The 24,663-nt window shown below is 67.8% G+C and carries 19 protein-coding genes, 2 tRNA genes and 1 other RNA gene; 10 read left to right on the top strand and 12 right to left on the bottom strand.

Annotation, left to right across the window (positions count from 1 at the left end; translation table 11 throughout):
* The 4 genes from glnA to RIV14_RS10630 all read left to right on the top strand — a co-directional run bounded on the left by glnA (nt 1) and on the right by RIV14_RS10630 (nt 4,267).
* Nucleotides 1-1,425 carry a type I glutamate--ammonia ligase gene (gene glnA, locus RIV14_RS10645; RefSeq protein WP_070663084.1) on the top strand — a complete coding sequence of 475 codons (1,425 nt, stop codon included), beginning with the start codon at nt 1-3 and terminating at the stop codon, nt 1,423-1,425.
* 155 nt (nt 1,426-1,580) lie between these two features.
* Nucleotides 1,581-2,501 (top strand): ABC transporter substrate-binding protein, encoded by a 921-nt coding sequence (locus RIV14_RS10640; RefSeq protein ID WP_075373069.1) that lies wholly within the window; start codon nt 1,581-1,583, stop codon nt 2,499-2,501.
* Between the two features lie 3 nt (nt 2,502-2,504).
* Entirely contained in the window at nt 2,505-3,470 is a 966-nt protein-coding gene (locus RIV14_RS10635; RefSeq protein WP_075373070.1) for an amino acid ABC transporter permease, read from the top strand.
* Nucleotides 3,467-4,267: an amino acid ABC transporter ATP-binding protein gene (locus tag RIV14_RS10630; RefSeq protein WP_075373071.1), complete on the top strand. Its 801-nt coding sequence runs from the start codon at nt 3,467-3,469 to the stop codon at nt 4,265-4,267. Before RIV14_RS10635 ends, RIV14_RS10630 begins: the two co-directional genes overlap by 4 nt.
* 10 nt (nt 4,268-4,277) lie before the next feature.
* Here RIV14_RS10630 and RIV14_RS10625 read toward each other — a convergent pair whose 3' ends face one another.
* From RIV14_RS10625 to RIV14_RS10615, 3 genes are all read right to left on the bottom strand, one after another.
* Nucleotides 4,278-4,931 (bottom strand): histidine phosphatase family protein, encoded by a 654-nt coding sequence (locus tag RIV14_RS10625; protein WP_075373072.1) that lies wholly within the window; start codon nt 4,929-4,931, stop codon nt 4,278-4,280.
* Between the two features lie 95 nt (nt 4,932-5,026).
* Nucleotides 5,027-8,653, bottom strand: coding sequence for a bifunctional [glutamine synthetase] adenylyltransferase/[glutamine synthetase]-adenylyl-L-tyrosine phosphorylase (locus tag RIV14_RS10620; RefSeq protein ID WP_075373073.1), 3,627 nt, complete (start codon nt 8,651-8,653; stop codon nt 5,027-5,029).
* An 18-nt stretch (nt 8,654-8,671) separates the two neighbouring features.
* Complete coding sequence (locus RIV14_RS10615; protein ID WP_075373074.1) at nt 8,672-10,003, bottom strand: glutamine synthetase family protein; 1,332 nt, start codon at nt 10,001-10,003, stop codon at nt 8,672-8,674.
* Between the two features lie 193 nt (nt 10,004-10,196).
* On the opposite strand from RIV14_RS10615, the gene panB reads away from it, so the two are divergent.
* The 3 genes from panB (at nt 10,197) to RIV14_RS10600 (ending at nt 13,413) form a co-directional block, all read left to right on the top strand.
* Nucleotides 10,197-11,042: a 3-methyl-2-oxobutanoate hydroxymethyltransferase gene (gene panB, locus RIV14_RS10610; protein ID WP_075373075.1), complete on the top strand. Its 846-nt coding sequence runs from the start codon at nt 10,197-10,199 to the stop codon at nt 11,040-11,042.
* Between the two features lie 104 nt (nt 11,043-11,146).
* Nucleotides 11,147-12,043: a type I methionyl aminopeptidase gene (gene map / locus RIV14_RS10605; protein ID WP_075373083.1), complete on the top strand. Its 897-nt coding sequence runs from the start codon at nt 11,147-11,149 to the stop codon at nt 12,041-12,043.
* A 161-nt stretch (nt 12,044-12,204) separates the two neighbouring features.
* Entirely contained in the window at nt 12,205-13,413 is a 1,209-nt protein-coding gene (locus RIV14_RS10600) for a hypothetical protein (protein ID WP_075373076.1), read from the top strand.
* 78 nt (nt 13,414-13,491) lie between these two features.
* On the opposite strand, the gene rnpB is transcribed toward RIV14_RS10600, so the two are convergent.
* Nucleotides 13,492-13,883: RNase P RNA component class A (gene rnpB, locus RIV14_RS10595), an RNA gene on the bottom strand.
* A gap of 87 nt (nt 13,884-13,970) precedes the next feature.
* On the opposite strand from rnpB, the gene RIV14_RS10590 reads away from it, so the two are divergent.
* Nucleotides 13,971-14,780: a YaaA family protein gene (locus RIV14_RS10590; RefSeq protein WP_075373077.1), complete on the top strand. Its 810-nt coding sequence runs from the start codon at nt 13,971-13,973 to the stop codon at nt 14,778-14,780.
* 34 nt (nt 14,781-14,814) lie between these two features.
* Here the strand turns inward: RIV14_RS10590 and RIV14_RS10585 are convergent, their stop codons facing one another.
* Together RIV14_RS10585 and RIV14_RS10580 are read right to left on the bottom strand one after the other, a co-directional pair.
* On the bottom strand, nt 14,815-15,549 hold the full coding sequence (locus RIV14_RS10585; RefSeq protein ID WP_075373078.1) for a zinc ribbon domain-containing protein: 735 nt from the start codon (nt 15,547-15,549) through the stop codon (nt 14,815-14,817).
* 46 nt (nt 15,550-15,595) lie between these two features.
* On the bottom strand, nt 15,596-16,498 hold the full coding sequence (locus tag RIV14_RS10580; protein ID WP_075373079.1) for a Nif3-like dinuclear metal center hexameric protein: 903 nt from the start codon (nt 16,496-16,498) through the stop codon (nt 15,596-15,598).
* Between the two features lie 205 nt (nt 16,499-16,703).
* On the opposite strand from RIV14_RS10580, the gene RIV14_RS10575 reads away from it, so the two are divergent.
* Both RIV14_RS10575 and RIV14_RS10570 read left to right on the top strand, forming a co-directional pair.
* Nucleotides 16,704-16,795 (top strand) — tRNA-Ile (locus tag RIV14_RS10575).
* A gap of 37 nt (nt 16,796-16,832) precedes the next feature.
* Nucleotides 16,833-16,917: transfer RNA gene (locus RIV14_RS10570), tRNA-Leu, on the top strand.
* Here the strand turns inward: RIV14_RS10570 and RIV14_RS10565 are convergent.
* The 6 genes from RIV14_RS10565 to RIV14_RS10540 all read right to left on the bottom strand — a co-directional run bounded on the left by RIV14_RS10565 (nt 16,880) and on the right by RIV14_RS10540 (nt 24,636).
* Nucleotides 16,880-18,919 carry a recombinase family protein gene (locus RIV14_RS10565; protein ID WP_075373080.1) on the bottom strand — a complete coding sequence of 680 codons (2,040 nt, stop codon included), beginning with the start codon at nt 18,917-18,919 and terminating at the stop codon, nt 16,880-16,882. The two genes, RIV14_RS10570 and RIV14_RS10565, sit on opposite strands and share 38 nt — an antisense overlap.
* Nucleotides 18,912-19,514, bottom strand: coding sequence for a recombinase family protein (locus tag RIV14_RS10560; protein ID WP_309325174.1), 603 nt, complete (start codon nt 19,512-19,514; stop codon nt 18,912-18,914). The genes RIV14_RS10565 and RIV14_RS10560 overlap by 8 nt, the downstream gene beginning before the upstream one ends.
* A 306-nt stretch (nt 19,515-19,820) precedes the next feature.
* Nucleotides 19,821-20,678 (bottom strand): replication-relaxation family protein, encoded by an 858-nt coding sequence (locus RIV14_RS10555; RefSeq protein WP_256699334.1) that lies wholly within the window; start codon nt 20,676-20,678, stop codon nt 19,821-19,823.
* Nucleotides 20,679-20,919: 241 nt separating this feature from the next.
* Nucleotides 20,920-22,980 (bottom strand): type IV secretory system conjugative DNA transfer family protein, encoded by a 2,061-nt coding sequence (locus RIV14_RS10550; RefSeq protein ID WP_309325173.1) that lies wholly within the window; start codon nt 22,978-22,980, stop codon nt 20,920-20,922.
* Nucleotides 22,981-23,694: 714 nt separating this feature from the next.
* Nucleotides 23,695-23,928, bottom strand: coding sequence for a hypothetical protein (locus tag RIV14_RS10545; protein WP_075373082.1), 234 nt, complete (start codon nt 23,926-23,928; stop codon nt 23,695-23,697).
* Between the two features lie 12 nt (nt 23,929-23,940).
* A complete protein-coding gene (locus RIV14_RS10540) occupies nt 23,941-24,636 on the bottom strand; it encodes an MT-A70 family methyltransferase (protein WP_309325172.1) in 696 nt (231 codons plus the stop codon).
* Between the last annotated feature and the right edge of the window lie 27 nt (nt 24,637-24,663).

Here is a 24,663-nt window from a genome sequence, read left to right as displayed (position 1 = left end):
ATGTTCAAGGACGCATCCGAGGCACTGACGTTCATCGAGAAGGAGAATGTCGCGCTGGTCGATGTGCGGTTCTGCGACCTACCCGGCGTCATGCAGCACTTCACTATTCCGGTGGCCGCCTTCAAGGATGAGGCACTCACTGACGGCCTCATGTTTGACGGCTCATCAATCCGGGGCTTCACCGCGATCCACGAGTCGGACATGAAGCTGGTTCCCGATGTGACCACCGCCTTCCTGGACCCGTTCCGCGAGGAGAAGACCCTGGTCGTCAACTTCTCGATCGTCGACCCCTTCACGGACGAGGTCTACTCCCGCGACCCCCGCTCGATCGCCGCCAAGGCCGAGGACTACCTGCGCTCCACCGGAATCGCTGACACCTGCTACATCGGCGCCGAGGCCGAGTTCTACCTCTTCGACTCGGTGCGCTACGAGTCCTCACCGGCCGAGTCCTTCTACGCCATCGACTCCTGCGAGGCGGCCTGGAACACCGGCCGTGAGGAGGAAGGCGGCAACAAGGGGTACAAGACCGCTTTCAAGGGCGGCTACTTCCCCGTCTCACCCAATGATCAGATGGCCGATATCCGCGATCGCATGGTCCGCACCTGCCTCGGCTCCGGACTGGAGATCGAACGGGCCCATCACGAGGTCGGCACTGCCGGCCAGCAGGAGATCAACTACCGCTTCAACTCTCTGCTCGCCGCGGGCGATGACATGATGAAGTTCAAGTACATCATCAAGAATGAGGCCTGGCGCAACGGCAAGACGGCCACCTTCATGCCCAAGCCGATCCTCGGCGACAACGGCTCGGGCATGCACACCCACCACTCGCTGTGGAAGGACGGCAAGCCGCTGTTCTTCGACGAGCGGGGCTACGGTCAGCTCTCCGACCTCGCCCGCTGGTACATCGGCGGAATCCTGGCTCACGCCCCGGCGCTACTGGCCTTCACCAACCCGTCAGTGAACTCCTTCCACCGCCTGGTCCCCGGCTTCGAGGCGCCGGTCAACCTGGTCTACTCGGCCCGCAACCGCTCGGCCTGCATCCGCATCCCAGTCACCGGCTCCTCCCCCAAGGCCAAGCGGGTGGAGTACCGGGTGCCGGACCCCTCCTCCAACCCCTACCTGTGCTTCGCCGCCGTCCTCATGGCGGGAATCGACGGAATCCGCAACCGCATCGAGCCCCGTGAGCCCATCGACAAAGACCTCTACGAGCTCGCCCCCGAGGAGTACTTCGACATCGACAAGCTCCCCGACAGCCTGGACCAGGCCCTGGAGGCGCTGGAGGACGACCACGACTTCCTCACCGAGGGGGACGTCTTCACCCCGGATCTCATCGAGACCTGGATCGAGTACAAGCGCACCAATGAGATCGAGCCGTTGCGGCTGCGCCCCCACCCCTACGAGTTCCAGCTCTACTACGACCTGTGAGCCGCTGACCCAGCTCAGACGGCGGCCCTGAGCCTCGTGCGTAGGAGGCTCAGGGCCGCCGTCGTGCTGAACGCCACCTTCCCGGCTTGCATATCTATACTGTATTGCGGATATTCTTTCTCCGTCTTGATCCATGCCGAAGAGGAGATCCCACGATGAGGATCCGCCAACACGCCGCCCTCGGGCTGGCAGTCACAGCCTGCCTGGTCCTCAGCGCGTGTACTAACGCCGCTGACTGGAACGCTAACCGGAGCTCGCAGATCCACTCCTTCGACACCTCGTCGATCCAGGCGCAGCCCGACATCATCGCCAAGCTCCCTCAAGGTGCCCTTGAGGACGGTGTCCTCGACGTGGCCGCCTCCACGGACTACGCACCGGCCGAGTTCCTCGACCCCTCAGGCAAGGCCGTGGGCTACGACGTTGACCTGACCAACGCGATCGCCGCCGTCCTGGGCGTCAAGGGCACGGTGCACACCGCCGAGTTCGACTCCATCATCGCTTCGGTCGGCTCCAAGTACGACGCCGGTATCTCCTCCTTCACGGTCACCCCCGAACGGATCGGGGAGGTCAACATGACCGCGTACATCAACGTGGGCTCGCGATTCAACGTCCAGGCAGGCAACCCCAAGAGCGTCGAGACCTCCGACCACCTCAAGCTGTGCGGTCGGACCATCGGCGTCCAGGTGGGAACCGCCCAGGAGACCACCATGCGCGACGCCGCCGAGAAGTGCGCCCAGGCGGGCAAGCCGGTGCTGTCGGTGCGTTCCTACTCCAAGCAGTCCGAGGCCACCACCGGCCTGGTGGGCGGCACCATCGACGCCACCTACTCGGACTCCACCGTGGCCGGCTACGCCGTCGAGCTGACCGACGGCCAGATCGTCACCCTCGGTGACATCGAGGACGCCGCCCCCCAGGGGGTGGTGACCCCTAAGGCCGATCCGCAGTTCACCGCCGCGATCCAGGCCGCCGTCCAGTACCTCATGGACCGGGGCATCTGGCAGAAGATCCTGGACAACTGGGGCGTGAAGGACGCCGCCCTGACCACCGCAGAACTCAATCCCGCAGTGAAGGAGTGAGCCGTGAGCGCCTCACCCGCCTCTGAGGACGACAAGGTCGTCCTCAACAACCCCAAGCCCGTCCCCCGCCCGGGGACGTGGATCAGTGCCGCGATCGTCACGGTCCTGGGGGCCATGCTCATCCACGGGCTGGTCACCAACGAGAAGTTCCACTGGTCCACGGTCTGGTTCTTCCTGCGTGAGGTCCACGTGGTCAAGGCCGTCGGCTGGACGCTGCTGCTGACCTTCATGGCGATGGCCATCGGTATCGTGCTGGCGGTCACCACGGCGATCCTGCGCCAGTCCTCCAACCCGGTCCTGCGCTGGGTGGCGCTGGCCTACCTGTGGTTCTTCCGCGGTACCCCGATCTACACCCAGCTGGTCTTCTGGGGGGCGCTGTCTGCGCTCTACCAGAAGCTGAGTCTGGGAGTCCCCTTCGGCCCCGAGCTGCTGACCTTCAAGACGACGACGGTCTTCACCCCCTTCGTCGCGGCGGTCCTGGGGCTGGGCATCAACGAGGGCGCCTACCTCTCCGAGATCGTCCGCTCGGGCCTGAACTCGGTGGACAAGGGCCAGAGCGAGGCCGCCGGGGCCCTGGGCATGAGCAGGGGCCAGATCCTGCGCAGGATCGTCCTGCCGCAGGCGATGAGGGTCATCGTCCCGCCCACCGGCAACGAGACGATCTCCATGCTCAAGACGACCTCCTTGGTGCTGGCGGTCCCCTTCGCCCTGGATCTGACCTTCGTCACCAACTCCTACGCGTCGCTGACCTACCAGATCATTCCGCTGCTCCTGGTCGCGGCCATCTGGTACATCATCATCACCTCGATCCTCATGGTGGGACAGCACTACATCGAGCGCTACTACGGCAAGGGCTTCGACCCTGACAAGTCCTCCGCCGCCTCGGGCCGGGGCCTGTCGGCCCGCCAGCAGGCCATCCTCGATGCGCACACCACCAAGGACAGTCCTTTCCTGGAGGTCACCCCATGAGCACATCCGCCCACACCGCGGCCGGGACGCCCAAGGTCGAGATCAGCGACCTGCACAAGTTCTTCGGTGAGCTGCACGTGCTGCGGGGCATCGACCTGATCGTCCCGCCCGGCTCGGTGACGGTCCTCATCGGCCCGTCGGGCTCGGGCAAGTCGACGCTGCTGCGCTGTATCAATGAGCTGGAGTCCATCGACGCTGGCCGGGTCAAGGTCGACGGCGAGCTCATCGGGATGCGTGAGGTCGAGCGCGGTGGCCGCACCGAGCTGCACGCGCTGTCGGACAAGGCCCGTGCTGCTCAGCGCGCCAAGATCGGCATGGTCTTCCAGCGTTTCAACCTCTTCCCCCACATGACGGCTCTGCAGAACGTCATGGAGGCACCGGTCCTGGTCAAGAAGATTCCGAAGGCCAAGGCCCGGGAGCGCGGCGTCGAGCTGCTGGAGCGGGTGGGGCTGGGGGATCGCCTCGACCACTACCCCTCCCAGCTCTCCGGTGGTCAGCAGCAGCGGGTGGCGATCGCCCGGGCTCTGGCGATGGACCCTGAGCTCATGCTCTTCGACGAGCCGACCTCGGCCCTGGACCCCGAGCTGGTCGGCGAGGTGCTGCAGGTGATGAAGGACCTCGCCGCCTCCGGCATGACGATGGTCGTGGTCACCCACGAGATGGGCTTCGCCCGGGAGGTCGGCGACCAGCTGATCTTCATGGACGGTGGCGTCATCTGCGAGTCCGGTGACCCCGTCAAGGTCCTGGACGACCCGCAGGCCGAGCGCACCCGGGCCTTCCTCTCCTCGGTCCTGTAGCGCGGACCGGTCAGGAGGCGGCCCGGTCCCAGGCCCCGTCATCCCAGGAGGTCAGGCTCCACCCGGTACCGGGATCGCCGTCGACGACGGTGATCCCGGTGTTGTGCATGGGGTGGTCGGCGACCCACAGCGGGTCCACGCCGCCTCCGGCGGCAGCCCTCAGGGAGGTCCACAGGCGCAGCGCGGTGCCGTGGGAGACGAGCAGGGCCGCTGAGTCTCCCGCCCGGGCGGTCTGCTCGCAGATGCGGCCGACGGCCTTGTCGAAGCGTTGAAGCGTGTCGTGCCCGTCCTCCGGGGATCCGGGGATGCGGCAGGCGGGGCGCCCCGCCATCCAGGCCCGGGTAGTGTCCACGTAGCAGGCCACCGAGCGCGCGTCGGTGTTCATCTCCAGGTCGGAGGCCAGGACCTCACGCAGTCCTGAGTCGATGGTGGCGCTCAGGCCGGTGGCGGCCTCGATGGGGGCGATGGTCTGCCTGGCGCGCAGGATCGGGGAGACCCACAGCGACCCCAGCCCCTGAAGCAGGCCGGCCTTGTCCAGACGGTCCGGCAATCCGTCGGCCTGCCCCAGCCCCACTTCATCCAGGGGATTTCCGGGGAAGGCGGTGTCGAGTGCCTGCATGACATTGGCCTCGGTGCGGCCGTGGCGTACGAGAATGAGCCTCACGGCGGCAAGTCTGCCAGGTTCGCAGTGCGGGGACCCAGGGCGACAGTGCGATCCTCATCGCCTAAAGGCCTGTGTCCGGTGCGATCTGTGCCCGGTCAGCTCCAGGGGTAGGGCCCCTCCGGCCGTCTTCTGGTGGCACGGGGGCGGCTGGCCCGCCTGGAGCCCTTGGAACTGGCGCTCTTGGAAGTTGCCGCCCCAGTACCCCGTCGGGACTGTGCGCGAGCGGTCCGGGCTGAGCCTGATGAACCCGGCGGCGGTGACTCCGAGCTGTGCGGCTGGGCCTGCGAGGCGGTGCTCGACGGCGTCGCTGCGGTGGAGCCCTGGGCATCGGCGTCGGCGTCGGCGTCGGCGAAGACGATGCGCTCGGCCACTGCGCGCGCGTGGCGGGCGCTGCGACGGTAGAGGTCCTCAAGCTCTCGCTCCCTGCCCGCACCCAGGCCAATGAGGCGCCCCACCAGGCGGATCTCCCGGATCTGGATGGGGAGGACCTGAGAGCGCGGCCCCGAGGTGCGCCCGGTTCCCAGGACGATCGCTGAGCGCAGGCGGCTGGCCAGGATCCAGGCCGCGACCAGCTCTCCCCCGCCGTCCGCGCTCAGCACCCCGGCCTGGACCGCGGCCTGGAGGGCAGCGACGGTCGAGGTGGTTCGCAGCTGGGGTATCCGACCGGCGTGAGCGAGCTGGAGCACCTGGGCGCTCCATTCCACGTCACTGAGCCCACCGGGGCCGAGCTTGAGGTGGCGGGCCGGGTCAATGCCCCGGGGCAGGCGCTCGGCCTCCACCCGGGCCTTGATCCTGCGGATCTCCCGCAGGTCCTGGGGTGCCAGACCCTCCTGCGCCCAGCGCAGCGGGTTGATGAGCTCCTCGAAACGCCGGCCCAGGTCACGGTCCCCGGCGCAGAAGCGGGCGCGCAGCAGCGCCTGGCGCTCCCACAGGGCGGACCAGCGGCCGTAGTACTCGCGGTAGGCGTCCAGTGAACGGCTCATGACGCCGTTGCGGCCCTCGGGCCGCAGGTCGCAGTCCACTTCAAGGGGGTGTGGGAGCGCTGAGGCCAGAAGCCCCATGACCTGCTTGGCGACCGCCTCGGCCTCCTGGGCGGCGACCTCCTCCCCCGCCCCGTCGCGGGCCTGGTGGACGAAGAGGACATCTGCGTCTGAGGCGTACCCGATCTCGCGACCTCCCAGGCGTCCCATGGCGATGATGGTGTGGCGGGCGCGGGCGGCCTGCCAGCACCCGCCTGCGTCGGGCCCCGCGGAGACTGCCTCCACCCCGTCGCGCTGGGCGATGACCAGCCCGGTGGCCACGGTCAATGCCCCGGTCAGGACCGCGTCGGTGGCGTCGGAGAGGATGGAGGCGGTGCGTTCGGGGTCGATGCCGTCCAGGCAGTCCGCCAGTGAGGCGCGCACCTCCTCGCGGGCGCGCACTCTCAGGATCGCCTGGACCGCCTCGAGCGCCTGCTCGGTAAGGGCCGTGTCATCGGGTCCGGTGAGGCTGCGACGGCGCAGGACGGCGGCGACCTCCTCCGCCAGGGCGCCGGATCGGCGGGGCTCGAGCTCGCCGTCGTCGTCGAGCCAGGCGATGGACTCGGGGAACTCCGCGAGGCGCTCGGTGGCCCAGTGGGCGCTGGAGAGGACCTGGCACAGCCGGCGTGCCGCCACCGGTGAGTCCCGCAGCATGGCCAGGTACCAGTGCGAGCCCCCGATGGCCTCAGACAGCCGCCGGAAGGAGAGCAGACCGAAATCAGGGTCGGCTCCCTCACCGATCCAGCCGATGATGACCGGCAGCAGCTGGCGCTGGATCGCGGCGCGACGGCTGACTCCCTCGGTGAGGGCCTGGATGTGACGCAGGGCCCCGTCGGGGTCCGTGTAGCCGACGGCGATGAGGCGCTCGCGCGCCGCCTGAGGGCTCAGGGCCATCTCGTCGGCGCTGAGGGCAGCCGCGAAGGCCAGCAGGGGACGGTAGTAGATCTCCTGGTGGAGGGCCCGTACCCGCCGGCGCAGGTCTTTGAAGTCCTCCCACAGGCTGTCTCCGTGGCCCAGGCAGTTGCTGATGCCCCGCTCGATGCGGCGCAGGTCCTCCTCCTTGTCGGGAAGGTTGTGGGTGCGGCGTAGCCGGAAGAGCTGGCTGCGATGCTCCAGCAGTCGCAAGGCCTTGTAGCAGCCGCTCAAGGCCGCAGCGTCGGTGCGACTGACGTATCCGCCCGCGCTGAGAGCGTCGAGGGCCTCCAGGGTGCCGCGTACGCGCAGGCTCTCGTCGGAGCGACCGTGGACGAGCTGGAGGAGCTGGACGGTGAACTCGACGTCTCGCAGGCCCCCGGGCCCGAGCTTGATGCGCCGGTCCGTTCCGCCGCGCGGCACGGACTCCTTCTCCACCCGGCGCCGCATGGCACGGGCGTCCTCCACGAAGTGGTCCCGTCGGCTGGCCTCCCACACGTAGGGCGCCACGCCCTGCTCGTAGCGGGCGCCGAGCTCAGCGTGGCCGGCACAGGCCCTGGCCTTGAGCAGGGCCTGGAACTCCCAGGAGGCGGCCCACCTGCGGTAGTAGGCCAGGTGGGAGTCAAGAGTGCGCACGAGCGCGCCGTCCTTGCCCTCGGGGCGCAGCGCCGTGTCCAGTGGCCACAGAGGTGGCTCGGGCGCGGTGGCGGAGACGACGTGGGCGAGCTCAGTAGCCAGGTGCGTGCCGACCTCCACGAGGTGCTCCTCGCTGATCGGCTCGTGAGCGCCCTGCGGCTCGTGGGCGGGGCCGACGACGTAGACGACGTCGACGTCCGAGATGTAGTTGAGCTCGCGGGCCCCGGTCTTTCCCATGGCGATCACGGCGAGGGCCACCTCATCGGCCTGCGGTCCGACGGCGGCGCGGGCGATGAGCAGGGCCGCGTCCAGGGCGGCATCGGCGAGGTCGGTCATGCGGCGGCAGACGGTGGGGACGTGCTCGATCGGGTCGGCGCTGGTGAGGTCATCGGCGACGATTGCCGTGAGCCGGTCCCGGTAGGCGCGCCGCAGCGCCGCGGTCGCTCGGCTGACAGCGCAGTCTCCCGGGTGAGGGGGTCTCTTATCGCTGTCTGTGGGGGCGGCCTGCGCAGGGGCGGTCTGCCCCAGCGCGTCGTGGACTACTCGTTGCAGCGCCTTGCCGGGACCGGCCTCCTCCGGGGAGCTCCACGCCCTGCGCATCCCGAGCGCCGTGAGGCGCTCGGGATGCGCCACGAGGAAGTCGCCCAGGGCCTGCGAGGCGCCCAGGACCGCGAGCAGGCGGCGCCTGTGCTCACGCGGCCCCGCGGCCGGATCGTTCATGATGCTGCGTAGAAGTGTTGCCGGCGTCGTCGTGCACCCGGGCTCGACACCGTCTGCCGACGTCAGGTCACCCGACTCGGCTGCGGCCGCGGCTTCGGCGAGTCGGACGAGGCTGAGCAGAGCCATGTCGGGATCGGCGGTGAGCGCCAGAGAGTCGATGAGATCCTCACGCGCCGGTCCGAGTCGCACGTCAGCGGGCCGGCCGCCTAGCCGCCTGGAGTGGTCCGCTGAGGCGCGCCCGCCGGGGTCACCCGCCTCTTCGGCGTCGTCGTCCTGAGCGTCTTCCGGCAGGAAGGGCAGCAGCGCCGAGTCACCCAGGAGCTCCCCGGCACGGGCGGCATTGTGGAACCCTGCCCGCAGCAGCAGGGTCCTGGGCGAGGAGCTGTGCCGGGAGGGGGAACCGATCGGTGTCCGTTTCTCGCTGCGGTCTCTCACAGCTGTCTCCTGCTGCGCTCAGGCACGAGGGAAGAACTGGCCGATCTCGAAGTCGGTGACCTGGGCGTCGTAGGCCCGGTACTCGCGGCGCTTGTTGCGCAGGAAGAACTCGAAGGTGTCCTCACCGAAGGTGTCCGCCACCAGGTCGGAGCGCTCCATGGCGGCCACCGCGCTCTTGAGCGAGGTGGGCAGAGCGTGAATGCCCAGCGCCCTGCGCTCCATCTCCGACAGGGCCCAGACATCGTCCTCGGCCTCCGGGGGAAGCTCGTAGCCCTCCTCAATGCCCTTGAGACCCGCGGCCAGAATGACCGCATAGGCCAGGTAGGGGTTGGCCGAGGAGTCAATGCCACGGAACTCCACCCGCGTCGACTGGGCCTTGCCGGGCTTGTGCATGGGCACGCGCACCAGGGCGGAGCGGTTGTCGTGGCCCCAGCACACGTAGCTGGGGGCCTCGTCCCCTCCCCACAGGCGCTTGTAGGAGTTGACGTGCTGGTTGGTGACGGCCGTGATCTCCGAGGCGTGGTGCAGCAGACCGGCGATGAAGGAGCGACCGGTGGCGGAGAGCTGGTACTGGCCGGCGGGGTCGAAGAAGGCGTTGCGGTCACCCTCGAACAGGGAGAAGTGCGTGTGCATGCCCGAGCCGAACTGGTCGGGGAAGGGCTTGGGCATGAAGGTCGCCAGGCAGCCCTCCTTGAGGGCCACCTCCTCCACGACGGCACGGAAGGTCATGATGTTGTCCGCCATGGACAGGGCATCAGCGAAGCGCAGGTCGATCTCGTTCTGGCCCGGGCCGCCCTCGTGGTGGGAGAACTGCACCGAGATCCCCATCTGCTCGAGCATGAGGATGGCTTGGCGGCGGAAGTCGTGGGCGGTACCCCCGGGCACGTGGTCGAAGTAACCAGCGTCGTCAGTGGGGCGGATGCGCCCGTCGGCGTCACAGTTGACCAGGTAGAACTCGATCTCCGGGTGGATGTAGCAGGTGAATCCGGCCTCGGCGACCCTGGCGAGCTGACGCTCGAGCACGGAGCGCGGGTCGGTGCGGGCCGGCTCGCCGTCGGGCGTGAGAACGTCGCAGAACATGCGGGCCACGCCGTTGTCCCCGTCCCGCCACGGCAGCATCTGGAAGGTGGAGGGGTCAGGGGCCAGAAGCATGTCGGACTCGAAGACGCGCGTCAGGCCCTCGATGGCCGATCCGTCGAAGCCGATGCCCTCCTCGAAGGCGCTCTCGACCTCGGCCGGCGCGATGGCCACAGACTTGAGCTGTCCGGAGACGTCAGTGAACCACAAGCGGATGAAGCTGATGTCGCGTTCCTCGATGGCACGGAGCACGTACTCCTGCTGCTTGTCCAATGGGGCCTCCTCAGCATGGTGGCGCGCTAGCCCGCCGACGACGTGGCCGGTGGTCCTGCGCCCGAGACGTTCTGCCGGGTCCAGCCTAGTGCGCGGGTGCGTCAGACAGGTTTCGCAGAACGCCCTCGGCGAAGGACGTCGGTGGTCCGTCCGAGGCGCTGGCGCGCTCCAACACCTCAGGTAGCCTCATGCCATGGCTACACCCGAGTCCCCTTACGGTACGTCCGCCCCCGTCGTCGCAGGCGGCAAGCCCGTGCGCGTTCATCACCTGGTGGCCGCCAAGAAGGACGGCACCAAGCTGGTCATGCTCACCGCCTACGACGCCGTGACCGCCCAGATCCTGGATGCGGCGGGAACCGACCTGCTGCTGGTGGGCGACTCCATCGGCAATGTCATGCTGGGGCACGACTCCACGCTGCCGGTGGAGCTCGATGAGATGGTGGTGGCCACCCGCTCGGTGGCCAGAGCGACCAAGCGTTCCCTGGTCGTGGCCGACCTCCCCTTCGGCACGTACGAGGCCGGTCCGGAGCAGGCACTGGCCAGCGCGGTGCGCCTCATGAAGGCGGGGGCCAACGCCGTCAAGCTCGAGGGCGGCAGCCCCCGGGCAGCCAGTGTGAGGGTACTGACCCAGGCCGGTATCCCGGTGGTGGGGCACCTGGGGTTCACCCCGCAGAGCGTCAACATGCTCGGCGGCTTCCGGGTTCAGGGTCGCGGCGAGGCCGCTGACGTGCTGCTGGCCGACGCGCAGGCGCTGGCTGAGGCGGGGGCGATCGCCCTCGTCCTGGAGATGGTGCCCGAGCCCCTGGCCGCCCGCGTCACCGAGTCGCTCACGATCCCCACGATCGGTATCGGCGCGGGCGCGCGCTGCGACGGGCAGGTCCTGGTCTGGACGGACATGGCCGGGATGACGGACTGGTCACCGCGCTTCGCCCACCAGTTCGGGCAGGTCGGCGAGGCCCTGCGGCAGGCGGCCGTCGACTACGGCGCCGCGGTGCGCGAGGAGTCCTTCCCCTCAGAGAAGCACTGGTTCAACTCCTGACGGTTCTGGCAGTGATAAGACCCACAGCGTCATGGTGGAGGCCCTGAGCCGCTGGCTGGGTGGAAGGTCACGCGAACCGGATGCCTCCTTCTATGCTTACGACCATGAGTTCTTCGGCTTCTTCCTCCTCGCCGGCCGATCGCGCACCGCGCGGCACACTGACTCCCGGGACGCTCAGCCCTGAGCGTCATGTGCCGGCGTCTATCGCACGCCCCGAGTACATGTTCCATGACGGCCCCGAGCGGGTGACGGCCTCGGAGATCAAGGACGCCGAGACGATCGAGCGGATCAGGGTCGCGGGACGGCTGGCCGCCCGCGCCCTGGCCGAGGCCGCCAAGGCGATCGCCCCGGGGGTGAGCACCGACGAGCTGGACCGGATCGCCCACGAGTACCTGTGCGACCACGGCGCCTACCCCTCATGCCTGGGCTACATGGGTTTCCCCAAGTCGATCTGCACCTCGATCAACGAGGTCATCTGCCACGGCATCCCGGACTCGACCCGCTTGAATGAGGGAGACCTCATCAATCTTGACGTCACCGCCTACATCGGTGGGGTCCACGGCGACACGAACGCCACCTACGCCGTCGGCGAGGTCGATCGTGAGACGGAGCTGCTCATCGAACGCACCCGCACCGCGATGGAACGGGGCATCAAGGCCGTCAAGCCGGGGCGCGAGGTCAACGTCATCGGCCGCGTCATCGAGGCCTACGCCAAGCGCTTCAACTACGGGGTGGTGCGCGACTACACCGGACACGGCGTCGGCGAGGCCTTTCACTCGGGGCTCATCATCCCCCACTACGACGCCGCTCCTCTGCACGACGACATTATCGAGACGGACATGGTGTTCACCATCGAGCCGATGCTCACGCTCGGTGGCATCGAGTGGGAGCAGTGGGACGACGGCTGGACGGTGGTCACCAAGGACCGTTCTCGTACCGCACAGTTCGAGCACACGCTCGTGGTGACCGATGAGGGTGCCGAGGTGCTCACCCTGCCTTGAGGCAGCGGGTATTGCTACCCATCCACATCCGGGACGATCGAGCGCCGTCACGTTGCCTCACGACAAGGTGACGACGTAAGGTCCTTCGGTAGCGGACATCTCTATTCTGCACAGGAAGCCCATGCGGGTTTCTCCCCTTTTATTTCCTCACGGAGGTTCTCATGGCTTTGCGCTTCAATCCACCGCCAAACTGGCCCGCGCCACCCGAGGGCTTCGAACCACCTGCAGGCTGGCAGCCCGACCCTGCCTGGGGACCGGCTCCTGAAGGCTGGCAGATCTGGGTCGACGACTCCGCCGCCTCCAGCGCCTCCGCGGCTTCGGCCGCAGGTGCCGCCGCCGAGGCCGACCCGGCATGGGCTCCGACCCAGGCGGTGTCGACCGCCCCGACGGCCTCGTTGAGCACTGCCTCACCAGTTGCCGACCCGACAGGCATGTCGGCCTCCGCCCCCTCCGGGGACTATGCCGGCGCTCCCGCAACTGCGGGTGGCAGCCCTTACGCGGCCAACATGGACTACGCCCAGTCGCCCACGCCCTACCAGCCCCAGGGGGCGGCCGGAGGCATGCAGCCTCCCACCGGAGGGTGGCAGCCCAACGCTGCTGCTCCGGCCGGCCCCGGCAACGGCTCCAAGCCGTTGACCCAGCAGTGGTGGTTCTGGACCGGTATTGCTGCAGTCGTCGTGGTCGCCTTGGTCATCGGCGGCATCTTCATGTTCAAGGGCGATTCCAGCGATTCCGACACCAAGGCGGACAGCACCTCGAGCTCGGATTCCAATAACCAGAAGAAGTCCGAGCCTGACTCCAAGAAGAAGCCTAGCGACTCCGACAAGACTGACAGCCCGTCCGACAAGACTGACAGCCCGGATCCGAAGAAGACCACCAAGGGCAGCGGCGGCCCCGGCTCAACCGAGAAGGACCCCATCGACCCGAAGGCCGGGGCGATCACGCTGAATGCAGGCAAGTATGACGACGACCCGAACGCCTCAGTGGACGTCACCTTCGGGGATGTCGAGTGGAACGCCAATGAGACTCTCAAGGCCGCCTCAGGCCCTTATGGCTACGAAGAGCCCCCTGCCGGCAAGGTGTATATTCGCGTCCCCGTTGAGATCACCTACCACGGTGAAGGGCAGTTCGACGCGTACAGGATGGAGATGGGGTACACCCATGAGGGAAACACGGCAAAACCGACGTCGTCTGTCGGCGGACAGTCTCTCTTCATCCGCCAGAGCATGCCTCGAGACGGAGGTAAGGCCAAGGGTGATTTCGTCTTCCTCATTGACTCGTCCACCGCTAATGACGGAAAGGGAGCTTTTACGGTGAGTGCTTTCTCTCAGGTGGGCAACAAGAATGAGGTCTACGTAGCGGCGAAGTAAACGCCCTACCCGCCTCTGACCACGTGTCGGCTGTGGCCCGCCAGGATCCTGGCGGGCCACAGCCTTGTCAACATGGGGCGGACGAGCCGACCTGTACGCCGGGTTCTGTTGCCGCCCACCGTTGCCGGCCTGGGCGGTGGCGACCATTCATCTTGGACCGCTGTTGCCAGCGGCCTCATGCGACCTACCCGCTGGCTTGGGCGAGCAGCCTTCAAGCGCCAGCTGTGCGGTCTTGCTCCGGGCGGGGTTTACCGAGCCGCGACGGTCACCCGCCGCGCTGGTGGGCTCTTACCCCACCCTTTCACCCTTACCCACCGGTATCCGATGGGCGGTCTACTCTCTGTGGCACTGTCCCGCGGGTCACCCCGGGTGGCCGTTAGCCACCGCCCTGCTCTGTGGAGCCCGGACGTTCCTCAGCCCGCCGCCGCGATGAAGGCGGTGGCCGGTACCGCGGCCGCCCGGTCGGCTCGTCCGCGCGGTTTAGTGTAGCGCCGTGGGGCGTCAGTGAGAGGTCTCGCCCACCGTCGGCCCCTGATCTGCTGGGAGCCGCCTATCATGTGCGGGTGCTGATCCTGCTTCCTCCCTCTGAGGGAAAGACCGCTCCTGCCAGTGGACCGTCGCTGGATCTCGACTCGCTTCTGGGCGCGGACAGGCTCACTGCTGCGCGTCGCGAGGTGATGTCGGCGCTGGCTGAGGTGAGCCGGAGCGCCGAGGGAGCCTCCGTCCTGGGGCTGGGGCCGCGCAGCGCCGAGCAAGTAAGAACGAACCTGGAGCTGGAGACCTCACCCTGCTCCCCCGCTCATCGGCTGTTCACCGGAGTCCTGTACGAGGCCGCCGGGCTCGACTCGATCGCCGAGGAGGCGGCTGGACGGGCTGCGTTGGAGCATCACTGCGTCGTTCTCTCGGGGCTGTGGGGCATCTTGTCCCCCACTGACCTGGTGCCCGACCACCGCCTGTCGATGGGCACGTCCCTGCCTGGACTGGGGCGCCTGCCGGCGTTCTGGAAGCCGCACCTGGCGCCGTCGCTCACCGACATGGCTGCACAGGGGCTGGTGGTTGACTGTCGGTCGGCAGACTATGCGGCCGCGTGGAAGCCGTCCGCACGCGATGGCGTCGAGGTCGTGAGTGTGCGCGTGGTGCGCACCGCGGACGACGGTTCGCGCAAGGTGGTCTCCCACATGGCCAAGCACGCTCGCGGGCTGCTCACCGGGGAGCTTCTCAGGGCAGTCGCCGACGAGTCCGTGCCTGCGCACGTGCACGTGGACGACGTCGCGAGTATCGCCTGCCATCTGGAGGGTATCGACGACGTCGAGGTCTGCGAGCCGGACCGGCAGGGGCGACGGGTGCTCACCCTGGTGACTCGCTGAGGCCGGTGGCGGCCGGCGTCAGATGCGGCCGCCGTCAGATGTCCATGCGCACGATGATGACATCGTTCTCCTCGGCGTGGATGACCTCCTCGGCCGGTGCGGCCACGATGCGGGCCAGCTCCTGGGGGCTGATCTCGACGGCGCCACCCTCAACGGTTCGTCCCCTGAGGGCCACTGCGCCGAGCCCGCCGGTGGAGGTGCGCACGGCCTCATAATCCGCCAGGAGGGGTGCCTCAATGGTTCCGGCCAGGTCTGCCCGCTGGTTCTCCAGGGACTCGATCTCCTCATCGAGTCGGGCGAACTCGGCGTCGCGCTTGGCGGTGAGCTCCCGCCCGGCCGTACGGATCTCTGACTCCTCCTGGCTGAGGCGCTCCGCCTCCTGCCGGGCGGAGTCGAGCGCCTCCATGGCCACGATCTGCGCCTCCTCCAAGGCTGACTGGCGTTGGCCGAGCTGGTCGATCTCCCCTTGGATGGCGGCGAGGTCGCGGGCCGCGCTGGTTCCGGAGTGGAGGCGCTCGCGCAGCACCTCGGCGCGGCGCACCACCTGAGCGACCTCGTTCTCGCTGCGGGTGGCCTGCTTCTTGGCCTCGTCGAGGGCGGCCTCCGCCTGGATAGCTGCGCGCTTGTTGGCTTTGAGGCGTTCGATGACTGACTCGATGCGGGTGAGGACCGGAAGGTGCTTGCGCTCGTGACGCAGCCGTGCCAGGCGGGAGTCGAGGTCCTGCAGGTCGATGAGAAGGCGCTGCTGGGCGATGGGGGCGCTTGTCACGGCGTGTGCTCCTTCAGGTGCGTACAAGTTGTTGCTGCGAATCCTCTCATGCCCGGTCTGGTCCGGTGGGTAGGCGCAGCGCCCACGGGTCCGTGACAATGCGGGAGACCTGGACGCACAGCGAGGCTCCGCGGGTGTGGGCGTCTTCTGTGAGCCTGCGGGCCAGGGGCTCCAGGCCGACCCACTCGGTGGCCCAGTGGGTTCCGCACAGGAGGTAGGGGCGGCCTGCTTCCAGGTGCTCGGAGGCGGGGTGGTGGCGCAGGTCGGCGGTGAGGAACACGTCGACTCCAGCCTCGCGGGCCCGTTGCAGAAGAGAGTCGCCCGCCCCACCTGAGACTGCGATGCGCTCGACGATGGCGTCCAGGTCCCCGCCCACGAGGAGGCCGGGGGCCGAGTCGGGCAGGGCTGCGGCGACATCCTCGGCGAGCCGGCGCAGGGTGACGGGCTGAGGGAGCGTGCCGATCCGTCCGATGCCCTGATCCGGGGAGTCGGGGTCAGGCTCGAGCGGCACGGTGGAGACGAGCCCGACCCGCTCGGCCAGGGCGTCGGCCACTCCCCCGCGGGCGGCGTCGAGGCTGGTGTGGGCGTTGAGGAGCGCGATGCCGGCGCGGATGAGGCGGTGGATGCAACGACCCTTGGGGTCGGTGGCCGCCACGTGGTCGGTTCCGCGCAGGTAGAGGGGGTGGTGGGTGATGACCATGTCGACGCCGGCGTTGATGGCCTCGTCGACGACGGCTGCCACCGGGTCAACGGCCAGGAGGATGCTGCGCACCGGGTCGGCGGGGTCGCCGCAGATGAGCCCGTTGGAGTCCCAGGAGGCGGCCAGGCCGGGAGGCGCAGCGGCCTCCACGAGGGCGACGACGTCACCGACGGTCAGGTGACCTTCCGACGTGCTGCGCGAGGGCTCGTGGCCGGCTTCAGGAGATGCGGGTGCAGACGTGTGACTCATGCGACCAGGCTAACGGTAGGGCGGGCAATTCCTGAGGCGTGAGGAGCTCGGATACCCGCGGCGCCTGCGTGAGGGCGTGCCTGACGGAACACAGTGGGGAAAACGACCGACGCGGCCGCCATCTGGGGTAACCTACTTTCGCGCTGCTGGGCTCCTCCGGTGCCGGCAGCGTCGGCCTCCTCGACGCCGTCGATGTCGCGGCCGCGCCCCCATAGCTCAGCGGTTAGAGCAGCGAGCTTATACCTCGTATCGTGCCTGATAAGCACAAGGTCCTGGGTTCGAATCCCAGTGGGGGTACTGACGCCCCAGTTACTCAAACATTGGGGCACGTCTTGCCTCCGTGGTGGAATCGGTAGACACCGCGACCTTAAAAGTCGCTGCCTACGGGCGTGCGGGTTCGAGTCCCGCCGGAGGCACCACAGCATCGCTATACAAACCCTCACCCTGAGAAACAGCCCCGGTGGCCGTCTCAGCCGAGGACCGTCGCCCACCTCCTGCCGAGATGGGCGATTTCCGTAGGGCGGCGATCCGTGCCACAGCCCGGAGTCTTGCGCTGGCCAGCTGGTCGAACGGCCGGTTGAGTCGTGCTTCCAGGCAGACATCGCTACCGGTGTCCGCCACGCGGACAGGGCAGGTCGCCTCATCAGCTCGACCCGTTGGCTTGTCACCAGCGTCGTCCGGCTCACGACCAGCACGGCCGCCCATATCCTTCGCCGCTGAATCCGGTGCACTGCCTGTCGTTCCCGCCTGACTCCCACCACTGGGCTGCCGTCGCCCTACGGCAATCTCCTGCTCATCACGTCCACGCTGTCCATCAGGCTCATCACCAGCGCCCTTCACACCATCGTCATCCTCATCTTGCAGGCCACCGTGTCCATCACCACCTTCGCCAGGCAGGATGACCCGCCCGTCCTCATCCACCGCCGGGTTGACCAGCACCCGCTCAAAGAACACCTGGTTCAGCTGCTTCCTCAGGTGATCCGGTGCCGCCATATACAGCCGGTAGCAGTCCTCCAGCAGATCGAGCGCCTGCTCAACATGCGCCCGCACCAGCTTGGCATCCGCCTGGTAGGCATCGAGCTGACGCTGAATCCCCGCAAGCTCTCGCCCCAGCCGCTCCTGCTCCTCCTTGAGCAGCTCCAGCGGCACCGCTCCACCGTAGTGCGCCTGCAGCAGCCTGCGCCGCTCATCCTCCAGGTTCGTCCGCCGCACCGTCAGCGACCGGACGCTCCGATCCTTCTCCCCCTCGATCCGCGCCAGCTCCGCTAGCAGATATCGCTCAATCTCCTGCCGATCTGCCTCACTGACATACAGCCGCCGATACACCTCCTGCATCTGCTCCTCCACCACTTCAATGAGCACCGCCTTAAAGGAGCAGTCATGCAGCCGCTGCCGCCTGGCGCAGATGAAGTAGGGGTAGAGCACCCCCTTGCCATTCTTCGTGTTCTGCACCAGCAGCCGACTACCACACCGCCCACACACCACCGTGCTCTTCAGGAAATGGTTATGCATCCGCTCCCGCTCGCCACTGCGATGGGAGCCCAGCACAGCCTGGACCGCCTGCCACGTCTCCTCATCCACCAGCGGCTCGTGCTTGCCCGCATACTCCACGCCCTGGAACTGCACCACACCCTTGTAGTACGGGTGCCGCAGCAGCGTATGCAGGCGCCCCTTGGTGATGGGTCGGGCCGGCTTGCTCGGCGTCGCTGGCACATCCAGCCCCAGCCCTGCTAAGTGCTTGGCTAGCTGACTAACTGTCCAGTTGCCGGTGGCATACTCGGAGAAGGCGAGGCGAAGCAGGGGAGCACGCTGTTGGTCGAGCTCAACCGTCCGAACCTCTCTCCCATGCTCATCTCGCCCCCGTACATTCACATACCCCAGCGGCGCCTTGCCCAGTGTCCCGCCATTCCTGGCTTTCTCTCCCATCCCCTTGATGACCTCATTAGCCAGGTTCCGGGAGTAGAACTCAGCAATACTGCTCATAATGCCATGTAGCAGCATGCCGCCAGGCGTCTGGTCGATGTTCTCACTGGTCGACACCAGGCGGACGCCGGCATCCTCGAAGGCCCGGTTGATTGCCACATCGTCCGCCCTATTACGAGCGAGGCGATCCAGCTTGTGGACGATGACATAGTCAATCCCACCGTCTTCCTTGAGGTAGGCCAGCATCTTCTGCAGCTCAGGCCGGTTGGCAGACCTGGCCGACTCACCGCGGTCGGCGAACTCCTTAACGACCAGCGCACCCATCGACTGGGCCTTGCGCTTGTTGGCTTCACGCTGAGCCGGCAAGGAGAAGCCCTCCTCACTGCCGCCGCGCTGGGCCTGCTCGCGGGTGGAGACGCGGATGTAGGAGACGGCGCGCTTGGGCGTGAGCTGGGCGGCCATAGCGGTGAAGGGATCGGGAGCAAGTGCGTCAGGCATGGTGCACCTCCTTGCTGGTTTCGGTGTGTTCACTGGCGTTGCCGGTTCGACTGACCTGGTTGCCGTCGCTGGATTGGCCGGGTTCTCCGACCTGATCTACTTCATCGGCTCCACCGGTTTCGCCAGGCTGGCTGGGCTGATTGGCCTGCTCGCGCTGTCGGCGTTCTTCCTCTCTAAGTGCGTCGAGCTGCCGCATCCACGTGCCTTCCTCGTCGTTCCACCAGGCTGGTGGGGTGCCGTCGCCGGGACGCCAGATGTTGAGGCAGACCAGGTGGGTACCGGCCTGGGCGAGCTGGTCGATAACCGCGTCTGCTTCAACTCCGGTGAGGTTGGGGGTGGGCCAGCCCGCCGTGATGACGTACTCCACGCCACCGCGCTGGCAGGCATCGAGCAGCATGCTCAGCCCGTACTGGCGCTGCTGTCGGTCGTGGAACTCGGTGACCAGGTTGAGGCCCATCGTTTCGGCGTAGTCCTCCACCAGCTCCCGTTGCCGGGCCAGCTCGAAGGGGTAGCGGGCCGCCCCGTAGAAGATGGCGATCGGCCCGGCGTCCGCACCACCGTCGCCTCGTGCGGTGGCCGGTACCGCCTCCAGCACGGCCGGGTGCTCATCTCGTGCGTTCGTTGTTGTCTGTGTTGTCATCGGTGTCCTCCTCTCGTATTCCTTACTCTCTATCCGTTGTTTTGTGTTTCTCCTCTTTCTATTGACGCTCAGATGGACGGAAAAGTCCAGTCCGGTTTTCACTTGACCCCTGATGGAAATCCGCGAGTTTCCGCACGGGCCACGGCGTGGTGGTTGTCTGCTGTGCGCAGATTCGCCTGGCTCCTCTTCGCATTTCACCTCACCAACTTGCATGCTGCTGCGTTTTTCCTTTCTCGTCGAGATATGCCTCCTTTTGGTGTGTCAGACCACCTGGTTGGTGGCCTGTGGGGCGGGGATGGCGGCGGGGCCGCCGTGGATCAGGGTGGACAGCTGGTCGAGGCGGATGACGCGGAAGAGCTCGCGCAGCAGACCGGTGCTGTGGGCGATGGCTCGCTCCAGGCGGTGGCGTCTGCGGTCATTAGGCACCAGCCAGACCACCAGCGGGAAGACGCCGTCGTCGCTGGCCTGGGCGCTGGTGGCTTGGTGTTCCTGGTAGCGCCAGCAGGTGGCGATGACGCGGCCGGGGTTCTCCGTGGCGCGGTCGACCTCCATTAGGTAGCGGTCCTCATAGGCCGGGCTGGTGATGGTCACGTCCAGGTCGGGGCGCAGCAGCTGGGGTTGGCCGCTGGGGCTGAGCGCAGTGCGCCAGCAGTCCGGCTCTAGGGCGAACGTCGCCTCGGTGTCCGCCTGCTGGCGGACGGCCTCCTCGATGCTGGTGCGCACCTCGGTTATCGCGAGGAGGTGGTCCAGGAAGGTGGTCGACACCTCACGCTGCCGCCGCCGCCGCGGCACCTCATCACCCTCGTCTGTAGCCACAAGCCGCTGGCCCCGAGTCGTGGCGGCCCAGATCGTCACGGCTGAGCCGCCCTGCCAGCCACCGACCCGCCGCTCCAGGCTCGTCAGCAGGCGCTGCTGGGCCAGGCTGGCCAGGTGGCGCTGGGTCTGACGTAGGGCTGAGGCCGACGAGGCGTACTCCGGCGCGGTCAGCCGGGCGAGCTGCGTAGTGGTGGCAAAGCGGTGGGCCGCCACCAGGGCGAGCAGGCGTGCCTGCATCGGATGGATCGGCGCAGGCACCAGCGATGAGAACCGGGCCGCTGCAATGGTGGGTGACCGGTTCATCGCGGGCCGCCTCCGCCGGGCCAGACGTGACCACACCAGGTGGGGTCAGTCACCGCCACAAACGACCACAAAAGGGCCTGGTACCGCCGCACACAGAACTGCTTCGGCGCAGCGGTGCGTCGACCGACACGTCCGCCGAGACGTCGCCCCCACCCAGTGGTTCGCAGGCCTACATCGCTGCCATCACGGTACGTACTTCGCCTGCAGCAGCGCCAGGTCGTGTGCTCATGTACCAGTGCTGTCATGGTCGCCTCCTGCGGCCAATCGCGGGACGGCGCCCAGACTCAGACTCAGCCCCACTCTTGACGCCGTCCGTCCCAGACTCATCCAGAGTGGCGGGCTTCAGATCATTAGCCGCTCCTTCACTGGTCTCATCACCAGTGACATCAGTGGTGGCAGCAGTAGCGTCCATCAGCGTCGTGGCCGGGCTCCTACTGTCGGCAGTGTCAACGGTGGCTGGTGTACCGCCGCTGGTCAGGGCGATGAGCTCGGCTTCGGTCTGCTCAGCCGGGATGCCGTAGCGGGCGTGGCTGGCGGCGTAGAGCAGGGCTGGGTCGCGCACGGCTGGCGGAGCAGGCCGGGTGGCCAGGGAGAACCAGCCCGAGCGGTGTCCGTGGTGCATGACAGTGGCGTAGGCCTGGTACTGAGCCAGCAGCTGGAAGTCGGCCGCCTCCAGCTCCGGGGCCAATCGAGCCGCTGCAGCCGCATCGGTCGCCGACAACGCGAAATACACCTTGGAGCGCGTGTTGCTCTCCACCGCCTGCATCATCTCGGCCGATAGCTGGCCGCGGTACTGGTGCGCCAGATGGAAGGCTGCTCCCAGTGACCGGGCCTGGGCCAGGGCGTCGGCCAGGCTACCGGGCAGCCCCGCCAGGAAGGCCTGGACCTCATCGATATACACGCTCACGATCTGCCGCCGCTGGGGCGGCTCTGCCTGACGTGCCAGCAGGTGCTGCCACAGCTGCGCCACCAGCAGGGTCCCCAGCAAGCGGGCCGCTCCGGCTCCGAGCAGGCCCTGGTTGAGGTTGACCACCACGATGCGTCGGCGCTCCAGCAGATCTGTCAGCCCGAAGCGGGGCTGGGCCTGGCCCAGCATCGCCCGCAGGCCTGGGCGCAGCATCAGCTGGCGCAGCTTGTTGAGCACCGGCGCGACCTCCACCGCCTGGGTCCGCACCGGCTTAGCCTCATAGCCCTGCCAAAAGACATCCGTGCCCAAAGGATCGGCTGGGGCCAGTGCCAGCACCCGGCGTCGGAAGGCCGGATTGGTCAGCAGCGGCACCAGCCACACCAGCGTCGCCTGCGGGATACGCGCCAACGTCAATAGCGCAGCGGAGAGCACATCGGCGGTGCGGATGCCCCAGCTGTCGCGAAACAGCTCGGCCAGCACCCCCAGCACCGCCTCCGCCGTCACCACCGCCAGCTCCGGCGGCCCGGAGAGCGGGTTGAACCCCACCGGGCAGGGATTGGTCGGATCCAGCACCACCACATCCGCAGCCCGCTCCTGAGGCAGGCGCGCTACGAAGTCCGTCGCCAAGTCCCCCTTGGGGTCAAGCAGGAGCAGACCCCGACCCTCAGCCGCATCAGCCAGCGCCAACGACAGCAGCACCGTCGACTTACCCACACCCGTCGGTCCCAGCAGATGCATGTGGTACACCGCATCGGCAATCGGCAAGCGCACCAACCCAGCCTCGCCCGGCACCGCACCCGTCCCAACGACGCGCTGAGACGACCCAGATCCGACCTGCAGCGGCGGGGCAATCTGGCGCGGGTGCCCACTACCCAGCAGCGGCAAGGGCAGCTCACCAATAGGCCAGCCCGCCATACCCACCACCTCCGCCGCGCCCAGTTTCAAGCCCGCCCGCCACGGCCGCCGCACGCTATCGAGCTTGGCGGGGTGCTCTGTGCGGGCGCGCAGCCGCACCCCCGGCCCCTTCAGCAGGCGCAGTGCCCCCAGTAGCCCCTGCAGCAGCGTCCGCTGGCGCAGCGGGGAAGCTGCCCGCACCCCCAGACGCAGACAGACCGCCGCCCGATGCCGCCCCACCTGCGCCCGCATCCGCCGACCCCGCTCACCACTAAGAGACGGTGGTGGTACCAGACCAAGTAGCTCCAGCCAGCCCTGCGGCTCCACCCGCCCCAAAGCCTGCGGGGCAAAGCGCTGCCCCAGCTGCAGCTGCACCACCAGCTCCTCACCCTCAGCCGTCACCGCAAGTGCGGCCAGGACAGCTCGCACCACCGCGCTGAGGCGCTCCGTCGCTAGTCCCGCTCCGACCGGCCGGGCCGACACCACCACCGCCTGACTCACTGCCGGCCGCGAGAACCCACGCGACACCCGGCAGCCCGGCACTAGCTCCCGCACCACCGAGACCAACCGCTCACCTGCGCTCGAGCCCACCACCCACGTCGCCTGACCGCTTGAAGCGCGCAGCTCCAGCACCACCCGACCAAGCGAACTATCTGCCAGCAGCCGATCCACCAACCCCACCGCCGCATCCTGGGCGAGCGGCAAGGCAAAGCGGAGTTGGTACCAGACCAGGGGCTGAGTGGGGTGGGCCATCACGGGGTGCCTCCCGGTGTGGAGGACGGAGCAGCATCCTCACCGGACTCAGCCGCACCAGCGCGATCCGGCAAAGCATGGGAACCGGCGGAAGGGGTGCCATGAGCCAAGTAGCGAGCGCCGTCATGACGCTGGTGAACACACCGACCTGCCAAGAAGGGTTCGTTTGCAGCACAGCGCCCCACCCTCCGCGACGAACCAGGGCGACCACCAGGATGCAGGGCCATCATGAGTGCCTCCTCGAGGCATGAGGCCGTCCTCCGGTCTTTCGTTGGCCTCCAGCAGTGGAGTGAGTGCGTCGCTTCCGGCTGGCTGTCTCAGTATCAAGCGCGGGACTGGAGCTGCGACTGCCCCATTGGGACTGATGCCGCTGCTCAGCCCGTTCCGCCCGATGGCCTGCATCAGTTCGCCGCTGCTCAAGCTGGCCAGACCGATTGTGACCACCGTGAGTGCTCGGCTCCCTCACCACTCCCGACTGCTCCGCCACCAGCGCACTGCCAGCCAGGCGGCGGCGCTCACGGCGAGCAGCCCGACGGGCCAGGGCCAGCTGCTTTGCACGATGGCGACGATCCACCTCAGCCCCATCGCGATCAGGAGCAGACCGACGCCGCATCGCAGCAGACTGCCAGGCAGAGAACGCCTCGAATCGCTCATCATCACCATCTCCTCGAAGACTGCGCAGGGGGTACTTGTCATGCCACGGCCGACTCATCGCAGGGCCTCCTCGTTCTCCTGCGCCCGCTTGCTGTACCACGGCACGGCAAAGCCGGGGATGCGGATATCTGAGTCCACTTGGTCGCCCCAGACTGCCCAGGGCTGGTTCGACTCTGGCCGGCGGCGGGCGAACAGCTCCAGGTAGGGCCCAGGGCTGACCCGCTCGATGATGGCGAACTGCTCAGCCGGCTTGCGCGAGTGCTCGGTGACGGGAGCGTTGAACCAAGTCGGCTGGGAGCGCGAACCAAGCGGCGCTCTCCCTCGGGTGCAGAACAGCAGCTGCTCGGTGGCGTTGCGCAGCTGGTAGCGGCCGCCCAGGCCAAGGCGGAATTTCACCCAGGTCAGTGGGCTACGCACCGTAAAGCCCCAGGCCTCGGCCACCTCATACGCCTTCGGCAAGAGGGCGTTCGTCGTCCACAGCCACAGGTGGGCATCACGGGCTGCCAGACGCCCCACCGGCAACGCCGTGATCCGCGCCAGACTCATCGTCCGGTAGTGCTTCTCACCACTCTGCAGTGGCCAGGGCGGATCGACCAGGATGGTGGCAAAGCCACCAGGCGGCAGGCCGGGGATGGTGGGTGATGAGCTTGCGCCTGGCTTCACTGCTGCGCCCGCCTGCCTGGCCACGTCACCGTACCGAGAGGCCGCTCCCCCAGCGCCCGCTCGTCTTGTCTGTTTTGTCTGCTGCATAGTGTCCCTCCTTTTTCTTCATACGTG

Origin of the sequence: Actinomyces acetigenes (assembly GCF_031296635.1) — a bacterium.
Taxonomy (GTDB): Bacteria; Actinomycetota; Actinomycetes; order Actinomycetales; family Actinomycetaceae; genus Actinomyces; species Actinomyces acetigenes.
Note: the sequence above shows the minus strand (reverse complement) of the source record. Positions and strands in the feature narration are given on the sequence as shown.

Coding starts and splice junctions, on each gene's coding strand:
- RIV14_RS10540 (WP_309325172.1), bottom strand. CDS start 24,636: ATGCAGCAGACAAAACAGACAAGACGAGCGGGCGCTGGGGGAGCGGCC.
- RIV14_RS10545 (WP_075373082.1), bottom strand. CDS start 23,928: ATGACAAGTACCCCCTGCGCAGTCTTCGAGGAGATGGTGATGATGAGC.
- glnA (WP_070663084.1), top strand. CDS start 1: ATGTTCAAGGACGCATCCGAGGCACTGACGTTCATCGAGAAGGAGAAT.
- map (WP_075373083.1), top strand. CDS start 11,147: ATGAGTTCTTCGGCTTCTTCCTCCTCGCCGGCCGATCGCGCACCGCGC.
- panB (WP_075373075.1), top strand. CDS start 10,197: ATGGCTACACCCGAGTCCCCTTACGGTACGTCCGCCCCCGTCGTCGCA.
- RIV14_RS10580 (WP_075373079.1), bottom strand. CDS start 16,498: ATGAGTCACACGTCTGCACCCGCATCTCCTGAAGCCGGCCACGAGCCC.
- RIV14_RS10630 (WP_075373071.1), top strand. CDS start 3,467: ATGAGCACATCCGCCCACACCGCGGCCGGGACGCCCAAGGTCGAGATC.
- RIV14_RS10565 (WP_075373080.1), bottom strand. CDS start 18,919: ATGCCTGACGCACTTGCTCCCGATCCCTTCACCGCTATGGCCGCCCAG.
- RIV14_RS10555 (WP_256699334.1), bottom strand. CDS start 20,678: ATGAACCGGTCACCCACCATTGCAGCGGCCCGGTTCTCATCGCTGGTG.
- RIV14_RS10600 (WP_075373076.1), top strand. CDS start 12,205: ATGGCTTTGCGCTTCAATCCACCGCCAAACTGGCCCGCGCCACCCGAG.
- RIV14_RS10640 (WP_075373069.1), top strand. CDS start 1,581: ATGAGGATCCGCCAACACGCCGCCCTCGGGCTGGCAGTCACAGCCTGC.